Consider the following 12,162-nt stretch of genomic DNA (forward strand, 5'->3'; position numbering starts at 1 on the left):
AAGGGATGGACTTATCCATCTTATCCCCGCCTCCAATTATGCCCTCATAATAGCCCCATCCAACCTCGCATGGACGGTCTGCAGACGACAGTAGCGAGGGGGCCCGGCAGGGGATCGTCTCCCAGGCACGTTCGGGGCTGGCCGCTTGCGACGAGCGATCAATAGTCGCCGATAGTTCCCGCCCGAAAAGAGGGCACTCCGGAGCGGTATCCGCTTCATCTAACAAAAAACTTCGAGGCGAATGCCGCTCCGGGGTCCGTCCATCTTCCCAGCACGATAGCAAGTCGTTGTTCGGTTTCGTTCGTCAACCGTACCGTACGGTACGGTACGGAAAATCCTTGAAGCTGCCCTGGAATGGGTCTAAAGAAAAGGAAACTCCGGCCCCACCGGCGACAACGTATTGAGGAAACCGCCATGCCCGTCTATCGCTCCCGCACAACCACTCATGGCCGCAATATGGCCGGCGCGCGTGGCCTGTGGCGCGCCACCGGCATGAAGGAAGGCGATTTCGGCAAGCCCATTATCGCTGTGGTCAACTCCTTCACCCAGTTCGTGCCCGGTCACGTGCACCTGAAGGATCTCGGCCAGCTCGTTGCCCGTGAAATCGAGGCTGCCGGCGGCGTTGCCAAGGAATTCAACACCATCGCCGTGGACGACGGCATCGCCATGGGCCACGACGGCATGCTCTATTCGCTGCCGAGCCGCGATATCATCGCTGATTCCGTGGAATACATGGTCAACGCGCATACCGCCGACGCCATGGTCTGCATTTCCAATTGCGACAAGATCACGCCCGGCATGCTGAACGCTGCCATGCGCCTCAATATTCCCGTGGTCTTCGTTTCCGGCGGCCCGATGGAAGCCGGCAAGGCGATCGTGAAAGGCAAGCTGCAGGCGCTCGATCTCGTCGATGCCATGGTCATGGCAGCCGACGACCACTATACCGACGAGGAAGTTCAGGCTGTTGAAGAAGCCGCCTGCCCCACCTGCGGCTCCTGCTCGGGCATGTTCACTGCCAATTCGATGAATTGCCTCACCGAAGCCCTGGGCCTCTCCCTGCCCGGCAATGGCTCGACCCTTGCCACCCACTCGGACCGCAAGCGCCTGTTCCAGGAAGCCGGTCACCTGATCGTCGACCTCGCTCGCCGCTATTACGAGCAGGAAGACGAAAGCGTGCTGCCGCGCTCGATCGCGACCAAGCAGGCCTTTGAAAACGCCATGGCACTCGACATCGCCATGGGCGGCTCGACCAATACCGTGCTGCACATCCTCGCCGCTGCCCATGAAGGCGGCGTCGACTTCACCATGGACGATATCGACGCCCTGTCGCGTCGCGTTCCCGTGCTCTCAAAGGTCGCACCGGCCAAGAACGACGTGCATATGGAAGACGTCCACCGCGCCGGCGGCATCTTTGCTATTTTGGGCCAGCTCGATCGCGGCGGCCTTATCAACCGCAAGGAACCGACCGTTCACGCCGCGACCATGGGCGATGCCATCGACAAGTGGGACATCTCTCGTACCAATTCGGAAAGCGTTAGGAATTTCTACATGGCCGCCCCCGGTGGCGTGCGCACGACGGAAGCCTTCTCCCAGTCCAACCGCTGGGCCGAACTTGACACCGACCGCACCAATGGCGCGATCCGGTCGCCCGAGCATCCGTTCTCCAAGGACGGCGGCCTCGCAGTCCTCAAGGGCAATATCGCGCTCGACGGCTGCATCGTGAAGACGGCGGGTGTCGATGAATCGATCCTGAAATTCACCGGCCCGGCTCGCGTCTTCGAAAGCCAGGACTCGACGGTGAAAGCCATTCTCTCCAACGAGATCAAGCCCGGCGACGTTCTGGTGATCCGTTATGAAGGCCCCAAGGGCGGCCCCGGCATGCAGGAAATGCTTTATCCGACGAGCTACCTGAAATCGAAGGGTCTCGGCAAAGCCTGCGCCCTTCTCACCGACGGCCGCTTCTCCGGCGGCACTTCGGGTCTTTCCATCGGCCATGCTTCGCCTGAAGCGGCCGAAGGCGGCGCCATCGGTCTCGTGCGCGAAGGCGACATCATCGAGATCGACATCCCCAACCGCACCGTCAACGTGCTGGTATCAGATGCCGAAATGGCAGCCCGCCGCGCCGAACAGGACAAGCTCGGCTGGAAGCCGGCTCACCCGCGCAAGCGCAAGGTGACCACCGCCCTCAAGGCCTACGCCGCTCTCGTCACCTCCGCCGCCAAAGGCGCCGTGCGCGATACCAAGGCCATCGACAAGCTCTGGAACTGAGGCGCTAGGCCACGCCGCCAAAAGAGCGTCATCCTCGGGTCGAACCCGAGGATGACAGGCTGTGAATTTGCGACAATCGCGTGACAAGCAAGAAGAGCGGTGCTAAAGCCCCGCTCAGCCACTCAGCGGTCTGCCAAGACAGCTGAACTGGTCAGGCCCGATAGCGGGGATTCCACCCTCCCTATTGGGCCGACCCTAACCTTCGCGACATCGCCAGACGCAGAGCCGCCAGATCGAGACGGAAGCTCTTAGCGGCGACCGATCCCGTCCAGCGTCGCAAAATCCTCGTCGCTGAGCTTGACCGCCGCGGCGGCGACATTGTCCTCGAGATGCTTCACTTTGCCGGTGCCCGGAATGGGGAGCATGACCGGGGAGCGTTTCAGGAGCCAGGCAAGGGCAATCTGGCTACCGGAGGCATTATGCTTCTCAAGGATCGCCTTGGCGCCCTCATGGCCTTCGACGAGATCGCCACCGGCCAGCGGGAACCATGGAATGAAGCCAATGCCGTTCTTCTCGCAATAATTGAGCACAGCCTCGCTCTTGCGATTGGCGAAGTTGTAGAGGTTCTGGACGGTCGCGACCTTGAAATATTTTTGGGCTTCCTCGATGTCGGCAACGCTGACTTCGGAAAGACCGACATGGCGGATGAGACCTTCCTTCTGCATGGCGGCTATGACTTCGAACTGATCGGCGCGCGGCGTCTTGGCGTCGATACGGTGCAACTGCCAGAGATCGAGTCGTTCAAGCTTCAGGCGGCGAAGGCTGGTCATTACGCCCTGGCGCAGGAATTCCGGGCGGCCGACCTGGTGCCATTCATCGGGGCCGGTGCGGGTGAGGCCGCTCTTGGTGCCGACGATCGTGCCCTGCGCATAGGGCGCAAGTGCCTCGGCAATGAGATCTTCGCTGATATACGGACCGTAGCTTTCGGCGGTGTCGATGAAATCGACATTGATTTCTGGCAGGCGCTTCAGCACGCGAATGGCTTCGTCGTGATTTTCCGGCGGCCCCCAGATGCCCTTGCCGGTGATGCGCATGGCTCCGAAGCCAAGGCGGTTGACCTTCAGGTCTCCGCCGATAGCAAAGCTGCCCGACAGGCTTGCGTCGAGTGTGGTCATCTCAATCACTCCATAGATGGGTGCGAGAGGCGGCGGCCTGAACTCAGGCAGCAACCCCACGCTCAGGATTTTGAATTTCAGCCCTCGAGGATACCGAGTTCGGCCCGCAGCTTTTTGGTCAGTCCCTTGGAGACCAGAGCGTGCGAGCGCCCGATATAGGCGAGAAGGTCATCGGCACTGAGGGGCGAGCCCTCGGTCACCGAGACCCATTGGCGCTTAGCGAAATAGGCAGCCTGCTCGACCCCTTCAAGGGCCGTTAGGATATCAAAGCTGTCTTCGCCGCATTTGAACACCAGCCGCAGCGGCGGCGCGTCGGAGAGAAGACAAAAAACCTTGCCGCCAACCTTGGCGACATGCGCGTCCCACTGATCGACAAAGGCCACGCCCGGAAGGGCGGCCAGTGCCTCGTCATATTGGGCGCGATTGTAGAGGTTCAATTATGTTCCTCGGGAACATCGGGCAGTGGCAGGAAATCGACGCCGTCTTCGAGGAGAGCCGCAACCTCGTCGCGAGTAGCCTCGCCATAAATGCCGCGGGCTTCCACTTCCTCGAAATGGATTTTGCGCGCCTCTTCGGCAAAGCGATCGCCAACATAATCGGCTTCGGTCGTTACCTTGTTCCGATACTCACGCAGCATCTCGCGAAACTTCTTGGCGTCGGGATGGGCGGCAGAAAGGGGAACACGCTCATTGTCGGTGCGTGCCACGGCGGGGGCCATCGGCGCCTTTTCGACATGGGTTTCACCGCAGACGGCACAATTGACGATGCCGCGGGCCTGCTGTTCGTCATAGGCGGCAGCGCTTTTGAACCAAGCGTCGTAGCGATGCCCGTTCGAACACTGGAGTGCGTACTGGATCACGTTCTTGTCGTTTCTTGTCCGGCGCCAGAGCCGCGCCTTTGTCCTAGCATATAGGAGCCGGGCTCAACCGTGCAAACTGGGCTTGGTGAAATCGCGCGCATTGGCCAGCGCCGGAATGCGCTGCCGTGCTTCTACCACCGCCTGAGGATCGATTTCGGCCACCAGCACACTCGGCTCGTCATGGTCGAGTTCAGCGATCACCTTGCCCCAGGGATCGATGATGAGCGAATGGCCATAGGTCGAACGGCCATTGGCATGCGTACCGCCCTGCGCCGCAGCGATGACATATGAGCCGGTCTCGATGGCCCGGGCGCGCAGCAGCACATGCCAGTGGGCTTGGCCTGTCGGCACGGTGAAAGCGGCCGGCACGGCGATCAGGTTCGCCCCTGCATTCGCCAGCGTGTTGTAAAGTTTTGGAAAGCGCATGTCGTAGCAGATGGAAAAACCCAGGGTGAATGGGTCGAGCGGCACGGTGACGGCTTCCTCGCCACCCTTGTAGGTCGCACTCTCGCGATAGGCATTGAGCCCGGCAATATCGGCATCGAAGAGATGGATCTTGTCATAGGTCGCGATCTGCTCGCCCGTCGGCGCGAACAGCACCGAGCGATTGGCAAAGCGCCCGTCTTCCAGCGGAATGGGCAGCGAGCCGATGTGCACATGCAATCCGAGCCGCTTGGCCAGCGCGCCGACCTTGGCAAGCTGCGGATGCCCCTCAAAGGGCGCCGCCACCGAAGCCAACTGCTCCCGGTTTTCCGGAAAGATCATCGTCACTTCGGGCGTAAGAACATAATCGACGCCCTGCGCCGCCGCCTCGGTGAGGAGCGGTTCGAGCGCAGCAAGATTGGCTTCGGGATCAAGGCCCGAACGCATCTGGATGGCGGCGATTTTCATTTTTGGAACCTGGAAGGATTTTACTGGGCCAGCAGCGGATCGAGCCCGCCGGCGCGGTCGAGAGCCGACATATCATCGTAGCCGCCGACATGGGTTTCGCCGATAAAAATCTGCGGCACGGTGCGGCGGCCATTGGCGCGCTGCGTCATAGCTTCGCGCAGTGCCGGGTCAAGCACGGTGATTTCGGTGAAATCGACGCCCTTGTCCTCGAGCAGCGCCTTGGCGGCGTGGCAATAGGGGCAGGTCGGGGTCGTGTAGATTTCGACGGTGGCCATGGATCTGGGGCTCCAAACAATTGGTCTGTCTTCTTATATGGGCACTTCTTCGCCGCTGACAACGCGGGCAAAGGTCAGAACGTCAACTTCGCTTGCCCCGTTGCGCAACAAAACGCGCGCAACCGCCTTTACTGTCGCGCCGGTCGTATAGACATCGTCCACCAACACCACGCGCCGCCCCCTCATCCGTACCAGCGCATCGGCATGGGCCGAGAATGCACCTTGCACGTTTCGCGCACGACCATCACCCGACAGCCCGATCTGGGACCGCGTCTTCTTGTGCCGTCTTACGAGGAACGGATCGACATCAAGCCCGAGCTGGTGGCCCAGCGCTTTGGCGAGAAGAAACGACTGGTTATAGCGGCGAAAGCGCAATCGGCTTGGATGCAGCGGCACCGGCACCAGTAGCGGTCTTGCGCTCCAATATTCATGCCCTGCACCCGCCATCAGCCGCGCGCAAAACTGCGCCAGTTCGGTCCGATCGCCATATTTGAGCCGCGTCACCAGCGACTGCGCCACCTCGCTATAGCGCACTGCGGCGCGGGCACGCGCAAAAGGCGGCGGATCGGCCAAGGCCTCGGCACTGACTGCGTCCGGTCCCAGCGACACTTCGAAAGGCAGGCCCAGCACCGGGCAGAGCGGGGCCGTGATCGGCGCCGTGCCGGCAAAGCATTTTGGGCAAAGCCCGACACCCTCGGTAATGGGCGTGCCGCAGGCGGCGCAAACTGGCGGATAGAGCTGATCGAGCATCGCCGCGGCAAGCCGCCGCCCGCCCTGCAGTACCTTGCCCGAAAGGCCCCCGCCTTTGACTTCGCGCGCCCCGCTCTCCATAAGAACCATAGTGCTTCAAGGCCGCTTCATCGGCCAGTTGTTTTGAGAAGTTTCGGTTTTGTCTCAGCCGCCCCGCCTGTTCGATCCCGCCCAGCTCGCCCGCAACCTCAGGCGGCGCCCCTCGCGCGACAATTTCGTACGCGATCTGGTCTTTGACGATCTGGCCGATCGACTCGGCGCCCATATGCGCAATTTCGCCGATGCGGTTCTCATAGCCCCCGATGTCGACCTTTTGCCCCAACAGGTCGCCACGGCATCCGGTACGGTCAACTTCCACAAAGTGGAGGCCTTTGCCGGCGACGACGACTTTCCGGATCTTCCCGAAGGCAATTTCGATCTCATCGTCTCCCTGCTCCATCTCCAGGCCGTCAATGATGTGCCCGGCCACATGGCGCGCCTCCGCGCCCGGCTGCGTCCAGATGGTCTCCTGCTGGTTGCCATGATCGGCGGCGAAAGTTTTTCGGAATTGCGCGAAGCCTTCCTCGCCGCCGACCTCGCTGTTGCCGGTGGTGCATCGGCCCGCGTCGCGCCCATGGCGCAGGTGCGCGATGCCGGAGCCCTGTTGCAGCGCGCGGGCTTTGCCCTGCCGGTGGCCGATGTCGAAACCCATCGCGTCCGCTATGCCAATGCCTTTGCGCTGATGGCCGAATTGAAGGCACTGGGCGCAGCCAATCCGCTGACGGACCGGCCCCGGCGCTTCGCGACAAAAAGCCTGCTCACTCAGGCGGCGGCGGCGTACCAGGAGGCCTCTGCCGATGATGATGGCCGCGTGCGGGCAACGCTGGAAGTGATCTGGCTTGCCGGCTGGGTGCCGCATGAAAGCCAGCAGAAACCGTTGCGCCCCGGAAGTGCCAAGGTGAGCCTCGGCGATATTCTGAAGAAGAGCGAATGATGCTGGACCTCGCAGGGCACATCGCCATTATTTCCGGCTCGCCCGGCTCGGGCAAAACCACCGCTGCCGACGCGCTGGCGCATTTGCCGGGCGTGCCAAAAGTGCATGTCCATTCCGACGACTTCTGGGGCAATATCAAGCACGGCCATATCCCACCCTGGCTGCCGGAATCGGACGATCAGAACCGCATGGTCTGCCAGATCGCCGCCGATATTTCCGCCCGCTATGCGCGCCACGGCTACCTTGTCGCGCTTGATGGTGTGGTGCGCCCCTGGTGGCTACCGGCGTTCGAGGCTCTGGACCTGCCGCTCCATTATCTGGTGCTACGCCCGCCAGTCGAAGAGGCCATTGCCCGCTGCACGGCACGCGGTGGCGACAGCCTCACCGACCCAGCCGTCGTTGCTGATCTTCATGGTCAGTTCGCCGACCTCGGCACCTACGATGGGCATGTGCTCGACACGACGGGCCTTGATCGCAGCGGCACACTCGACGCCGTCATTGCAGCGCTCGATAGCGGGGCCTATCGTCTCGTCTGACAGGGAGGCGAAAATGAAAGAATGCAAGGTCATCCGGGGCAGCCTGAGCTTTCACGGCAAGCAGGGCATGGACTATTTTTCCGGCGTTTCGGCCGAGAGCGCCGGGTCCACCGGCATTTGCCTCCACATGCTTGTGCTGCCGCCCGGCGGCAAGGCCAAGCCGCATTTTCACGAGAACCACGAGACCGCTATCTACCAGCTTGAAGGCTCGACCTCGTTCTATCACGGGCCCAATCTCGAATTTCTCGATGAAGTCCATCAGGGCGACTATGTCTACATCCCAGCCGGCGTGCCGCATCAGCCGTTCAACCCGACCGATAGCATAGCCCGCGCCCTGATCGCGCGCACCGACCCCAACGAGCAGGAAAGCGTCGTGCTGCTTCCCGAGAGCGCCAGCCGTTTGTAGTCCGGGCGCGGCGCTTACCGAAAATTATCCAACTCATCTTAAAACTGGACGGAAAGCCCAAAGGGCGTTCGGGAGGAACTGAGATTTTTAGCGGTCCGCAGAATGCGGCCACAGGAACCCCATGTCCCTCAAGCATATGCCTATTCTCCAGAAATTCCTGCTGACCATCGTGGTCATGGCTGCCGCAGCCGTGATTCTCGGCACGGTGAGCTGGCGCGAAATCACCAGTCTCAAGGACACCATGCTGACCGTCGGCGCCAAGGAAGAGGCGGCGCGCGAGGCCATGGACCTGCGCATGGACATCATCGCCATCTCACGTATGACCTATCAGCTCGCCATGGCGCCGGAGCGCTCGGCTGATTTCGTCGCCGAAGCCGCCCGCCGCAGCGAAGAAATGCTCGGCCGCTTCCCCAAGATCGAAGCTGCGGCCGACGCCAAGGAAATGCAGCTCCTTGCCGATATCAAGCCGGTCATGACGGCCTACTTCGACAAGATCGACGCCATGCTGGCGGTCACCCCGAGCGGCGACATGACCCGCATTCGCGCCGCACTCGATGATGCACTGGCGTCCCAAAAAGTCGTGACCGACACGGTAAAACTCTACAGCACCTATTCGAGTGAGCTGATGGCTTCCATGCGCGCCGAGGCCGAGGCCCGCGCCAATACCGCCCTCATGGTCGTCATCGCGACTGCCACAACCGGCATCCTGCTTGGTCTCATTCTCTCGATCCTGATCGGCCGCCGCGCCATCGTCGCTCCGGTCCGCGCCCTCACCGAGAAGATGGAACTGCTCGCCGACGGCCAGCTCGACATTACTGTCGAGGAAGCCAGCCGTCGCGACGAAATCGGCAATATGGGCCGGGCCGTCGAAATTTTCCGCGAAAATGCCCGCCAGATCGCCGCGCTCAGCGCCGAGGAAGCCGAGCGCGCCCGCGCCCTCGTTACCCGCGCCGAAGTCATGGACCGCATGGCGACCGAAGTGCACACCGTGGTGGAAGCCGCCAGCCGCGGCGACTTCACCTATCGCGTCTCCGGCAATTTCGGAGATGAAGGGCTCAATGCCATCGCTTCGAGCCTCAATGGTCTCGTCGAAACCGTGGATCGCGGTCTCAACGAAAGCGGCGAAGTGCTCTCAGCCCTGGCCGACGCCAACCTCAACAAGCGCGTCGAGGGCCATTATGAAGGCGCCTTCGCCCGCCTCAAGACCAATACCAATGCCGTGGGCGATCGCCTGACCGAAATCGTCGGCCGCCTGCGCAACACCTCCCGCGCACTGAAGACAGCGACCGGCGAAATCCTCTCCGGCACCAATGACCTTGCCGAGCGCACCACCCGCTAGGCCGCAACGATCGAAGAAACCTCCGCCGCCATGGAGCAGCTCGCGTCCACCGTGCAGCAGAATGCCGAGCGCGCCCACGAGGCCAGCAAGGCTTCCGGCGCCCTGACCGTCGCTGCCGAAGAAGGCGGCGCAGTGATGAGCGACACGACGGCCGCCATGGAGCGCATCTCGTCCTCGTCGGCCAGCATTTCCAACATCATCGGGCTGATCGACGACATTGCCTTCCAGACCAACCTCTTGGCGCTCAACGCTTCGGTGGAAGCAGCGCGGGCGGGCGAGGCCGGCAAGGGTTTTGCCGTGGTCGCCGTGGAAGTGCGCCGCCTCGCACAGTCGACCGCGGAAGCCTCGCGCGATGTGAAAAACCTCGTCGAGCAGAGTGGTCGCGAAGTTGCCAGTGGTTCGCAACTCGTCATCGAGGCGGCAAAGAAACTCAATATGATGCTCGACATGGCGCGTTCCAGCAATTCGCTGATGGACGGCATTGCCCGCGACAGCCGCGAACAGGCTTCCGCCATCGACGAAGTCGCCGTCGCCGTCCGCCAGATGGACGAAATGACCCAGCACAATGCGGCGCTGGTTGAAGAAACCAATGCTGCCATCGAACAGACCGAAGGCCAGGCGAGCGAACTCGATAGCGTGGTCGAAATCTTCAGGCTCGATGGTGGCTCGGCCACGCGCCCAACCGCCCCGCGGACTAAACCCGCTGCCCCTGCAAAGCCTGCGACGGCCCGCTATCTGTCTCAAGGCAATGCGGCCATCTCGGCAGACTGGAGCGAGTTCTAGGCTCAGGCGCCTGCCATCGCCCCCTCCCAACCTCCCCCATCAAGGGGGGGTGTCGGGCCGGTGGGTAAGATAGAACCCCAAAACAAAAAAGGCCGGCATCGCTGCCGGCCTTTTGCATTCTCGTTGGACGAAACCGCTTATGCAGCTTCCTCGTCGTTTTCCGATTCAGCGGCATCCGCCTTGGTGCGCTTCGGGCTCTTGGCGAGCTGCTTTTCGATGAGCTGCACGGCTTCGGTCAGCGTCAGCTTGTTGACTGCGCTGATTTCGCGGCTCATGCGGTCCATGGCCTGCTCAAAGAGCTGGCGTTCGGAATAGGACTGCTCGGGCTGGTCGTCGGAGCGATAGAGATCGCGCACGACTTCGGAAATGGCGATCAGGTCGCCCGAATTGATCTTCGCTTCATATTCCTGGGCGCGGCGCGACCACATGGTGCGCTTGACGCGAGCCCGGCCCGTGACGGTTTCGAGGGCCTTCTTGACTTCGTCTTCTTCGGCCAGCTTGCGCATGCCGACGGACTTGATCTTGGCAACGGGAACGCGAAGGGTCAGCTTGTCCTGCTCGAAGCTGATGACGAACAGTTCGAGAGTGAGGCCAGCGACCTCTTGCTCTTCGATGTTCACGATCAGACCGACGCCATGGGCCGGATAGACGACATACTCACCCGTCTTGAAACCGAGCCGCTGCTGAGACTTCTTGGCTACCATATGCTGGAACTCCTTGTTGACGCCCCAAAATGAGCAGTTCCTTGCGGGAAGGACTGGTCATCCACACTACTTCGCCCGTTCATACGGGCTCTTTTACAGTACGAGCACCCACGGTCTTCGGTTCCGCTTTGTTCCGAAGCGCCATGCAACAGGGAATGTTGTGTCAAAAAAATCGTGCCTTGCGGCACGGTCTGGATGAAGGGCTGAACTGCATTTAGAAGGACCATAGCACAAAAATTCAGCAAAATCAAAAGGAACGAATCGCCTCCGCGACTCGTCCCTCCCGCGTCATCGACTGCCCATGACAGCTCAATGACAAATCCTTGCAAATGCTTAACTTCTCGACGCCAGTAGAAGCGCCCGACCAATCAGTCGCCTTCGCCGGGGGCTTCGGAAAAATACTTTTCGAGCTTGCCGGTCTCGCCATCACGTTCTTTTGCCTCTGGCAAGGCATCGCGGCGCTCGGTCAGATTGGGCCAGGCGGCGGCATATTTGCGGTTGAGTTCGAGCCAATTGTCGAGGCCGCTTTCCGTGTCGGGCCGGATGGCCTCGGCGGGGCATTCGGGCTCGCAGACGCCGCAATCGATACATTCATCGGGATGAATGACCAGCATGTTCTCGCCTTCGTAGAAACAGTCCACCGGACACACTTCCACGCAGTCCGTATATTTGCAGGCGATGCAATTATCAGTGACGATATAGGTCATAGAGAGGGCAGTCCTTGGCGGTCGCCGCGGCCCGGGGGCTGGCTTGGCGGCAGTCTCAACGGGTTTGGTGCTAAACTCTTTTCAGTTTTCGGGCAAGGCGCTAGCGCGGGACGGATTGGCGCAATTTCAGGCTGTGCTGAAAATGTGTGCCTAGTCGCCTTCGTCCTTGAGCGCGTCGGTCTCGCGGCGCTCTTTCTTGGTCGGCCTGCCGGCGCCCGCAGGACGCTCGGCAATGGCTGCCTCATAGGGCGAGCGCTCGGCCTTTGGCAGCGATGGCGGCGAAATGTCTTCGTAGAGACCCTGCGCTTCGCTCGCGGGCCCGCGTCGCGTCCCCGCATCGAGAATGCGCCAGACCAGAATCCGGCCATGCAGCGACATGGTCAGCACATCGCCTGCGCCAACCTTATGGTCGGTACGGTCCGTCCGTTCGGAATTGACCCGAACGGCACCAGTTTCGATGAGTTTTTGCGCCAAAGTGCGCGATTTGACGGCGCGCGAGAAGAACAGGAACCGGTCGAGCCGCTCCTTGTGGAGCGTTTCTCCCGGCCCTGCCAAT

The 12,162-nt window shown here is 61.5% G+C and carries 15 protein-coding genes; 6 read left to right on the forward strand and 9 right to left on the reverse strand.

From position 1 onward, the window contains the following. The first annotated feature begins 414 nt into the window (after nt 1–414). Complete coding sequence (gene ilvD / locus J7557_RS18780; protein WP_291421559.1) at nt 415–2,268, forward strand: dihydroxy-acid dehydratase; 1,854 nt, start codon at nt 415–417, stop codon at nt 2,266–2,268. Between the two features lie 248 nt (nt 2,269–2,516). Here ilvD and J7557_RS18785 read toward each other — a convergent pair whose 3' ends face one another. The 6 genes from J7557_RS18785 to J7557_RS18810 form a co-directional block, all read right to left on the reverse strand. Then, a complete protein-coding gene (locus J7557_RS18785) occupies nt 2,517–3,383 on the reverse strand; it encodes an aldo/keto reductase (protein ID WP_291421560.1) in 867 nt (288 codons plus the stop codon). Between the two features lie 77 nt (nt 3,384–3,460). Further along, complete coding sequence (locus tag J7557_RS18790) at nt 3,461–3,820, reverse strand: MmcQ/YjbR family DNA-binding protein (RefSeq protein ID WP_291421561.1); 360 nt, start codon at nt 3,818–3,820, stop codon at nt 3,461–3,463. Continuing rightward, on the reverse strand, nt 3,817–4,242 hold the full coding sequence (locus J7557_RS18795; RefSeq protein WP_291421562.1) for a DUF1178 family protein: 426 nt from the start codon (nt 4,240–4,242) through the stop codon (nt 3,817–3,819). The genes J7557_RS18790 and J7557_RS18795 overlap by 4 nt, the downstream gene beginning before the upstream one ends. 63 nt (nt 4,243–4,305) lie before the next feature. Then, complete coding sequence (locus J7557_RS18800) at nt 4,306–5,133, reverse strand: carbon-nitrogen hydrolase family protein (protein WP_291421563.1); 828 nt, start codon at nt 5,131–5,133, stop codon at nt 4,306–4,308. A 20-nt stretch (nt 5,134–5,153) separates the two neighbouring features. Beyond that, nucleotides 5,154–5,408: a glutaredoxin 3 gene (grxC, locus tag J7557_RS18805; protein ID WP_291421564.1), complete on the reverse strand. Its 255-nt coding sequence runs from the start codon at nt 5,406–5,408 to the stop codon at nt 5,154–5,156. Between the two features lie 33 nt (nt 5,409–5,441). After that, nucleotides 5,442–6,248 carry a ComF family protein gene (locus J7557_RS18810; protein ID WP_291421565.1) on the reverse strand — a complete coding sequence of 269 codons (807 nt, stop codon included), beginning with the start codon at nt 6,246–6,248 and terminating at the stop codon, nt 5,442–5,444. 49 nt (nt 6,249–6,297) lie between these two features. Here J7557_RS18810 and J7557_RS18815 point away from each other — a divergent pair, with 49 nt between their 5' ends. The 5 genes from J7557_RS18815 to J7557_RS18835 all read left to right on the forward strand — a co-directional run bounded on the left by J7557_RS18815 (nt 6,298) and on the right by J7557_RS18835 (nt 10,195). After that, entirely contained in the window at nt 6,298–7,131 is an 834-nt protein-coding gene (locus J7557_RS18815; protein WP_291421566.1) for a methyltransferase domain-containing protein, read from the forward strand. Between the two features lie 2 nt (nt 7,132–7,133). After that, entirely contained in the window at nt 7,134–7,667 is a 534-nt protein-coding gene (locus J7557_RS18820; RefSeq protein ID WP_291421631.1) for an AAA family ATPase, read from the forward strand. A gap of 13 nt (nt 7,668–7,680) precedes the next feature. Then, nucleotides 7,681–8,073 carry a cupin domain-containing protein gene (locus tag J7557_RS18825; protein ID WP_291421567.1) on the forward strand — a complete coding sequence of 131 codons (393 nt, stop codon included), beginning with the start codon at nt 7,681–7,683 and terminating at the stop codon, nt 8,071–8,073. 121 nt (nt 8,074–8,194) lie between these two features. Continuing rightward, nucleotides 8,195–9,412 (forward strand): HAMP domain-containing protein, encoded by a 1,218-nt coding sequence (locus J7557_RS18830; RefSeq protein WP_291421568.1) that lies wholly within the window; start codon nt 8,195–8,197, stop codon nt 9,410–9,412. 30 nt (nt 9,413–9,442) lie between these two features. Further along, complete coding sequence (locus J7557_RS18835; protein ID WP_291421569.1) at nt 9,443–10,195, forward strand: methyl-accepting chemotaxis protein; 753 nt, start codon at nt 9,443–9,445, stop codon at nt 10,193–10,195. A 137-nt stretch (nt 10,196–10,332) separates the two neighbouring features. On the opposite strand, the gene J7557_RS18840 is transcribed toward J7557_RS18835, so the two are convergent. The 3 genes from J7557_RS18840 to J7557_RS18850 all read right to left on the reverse strand — a co-directional run bounded on the left by J7557_RS18840 (nt 10,333) and on the right by J7557_RS18850 (nt 12,161). After that, a complete protein-coding gene (locus J7557_RS18840; RefSeq protein ID WP_291421570.1) occupies nt 10,333–10,899 on the reverse strand; it encodes a CarD family transcriptional regulator in 567 nt (188 codons plus the stop codon). Between the two features lie 368 nt (nt 10,900–11,267). After that, nucleotides 11,268–11,606, reverse strand: coding sequence for a ferredoxin FdxA (fdxA, locus tag J7557_RS18845; protein WP_035085354.1), 339 nt, complete (start codon nt 11,604–11,606; stop codon nt 11,268–11,270). A 150-nt stretch (nt 11,607–11,756) separates the two neighbouring features. Continuing rightward, complete coding sequence (locus tag J7557_RS18850) at nt 11,757–12,161, reverse strand: RNA-binding S4 domain-containing protein (protein ID WP_291421571.1); 405 nt, start codon at nt 12,159–12,161, stop codon at nt 11,757–11,759. Nucleotide 12,162: the final 1 nt, after the last annotated feature.

The organism is Devosia sp. (genome assembly GCF_017744655.1).
In the GTDB taxonomy this organism is placed as follows: domain Bacteria; phylum Pseudomonadota; class Alphaproteobacteria; order Rhizobiales; family Devosiaceae; genus Devosia.

What these genes read in the sequence shown, in the direction of transcription:
- ilvD (WP_291421559.1), top strand. Translation starts at nt 415, where the DNA reads ATGCCCGTCTATCGCTCCCGCACAACCACTCATGGCCGCAATATGGCC.
- J7557_RS18785 (WP_291421560.1), bottom strand. Translation starts at nt 3,383, where the DNA reads ATGACCACACTCGACGCAAGCCTGTCGGGCAGCTTTGCTATCGGCGGA.
- J7557_RS18800 (WP_291421563.1), bottom strand. Translation starts at nt 5,133, where the DNA reads ATGAAAATCGCCGCCATCCAGATGCGTTCGGGCCTTGATCCCGAAGCC.
- grxC (WP_291421564.1), bottom strand. Translation starts at nt 5,408, where the DNA reads ATGGCCACCGTCGAAATCTACACGACCCCGACCTGCCCCTATTGCCAC.
- J7557_RS18810 (WP_291421565.1), bottom strand. Translation starts at nt 6,248, where the DNA reads ATGGTTCTTATGGAGAGCGGGGCGCGCGAAGTCAAAGGCGGGGGCCTT.
- J7557_RS18825 (WP_291421567.1), top strand. Translation starts at nt 7,681, where the DNA reads ATGAAAGAATGCAAGGTCATCCGGGGCAGCCTGAGCTTTCACGGCAAG.
- J7557_RS18830 (WP_291421568.1), top strand. Translation starts at nt 8,195, where the DNA reads ATGTCCCTCAAGCATATGCCTATTCTCCAGAAATTCCTGCTGACCATC.
- J7557_RS18835 (WP_291421569.1), top strand. Translation starts at nt 9,443, where the DNA reads ATGGAGCAGCTCGCGTCCACCGTGCAGCAGAATGCCGAGCGCGCCCAC.
- J7557_RS18840 (WP_291421570.1), bottom strand. Translation starts at nt 10,899, where the DNA reads ATGGTAGCCAAGAAGTCTCAGCAGCGGCTCGGTTTCAAGACGGGTGAG.
- fdxA (WP_035085354.1), bottom strand. Translation starts at nt 11,606, where the DNA reads ATGACCTATATCGTCACTGATAATTGCATCGCCTGCAAATATACGGAC.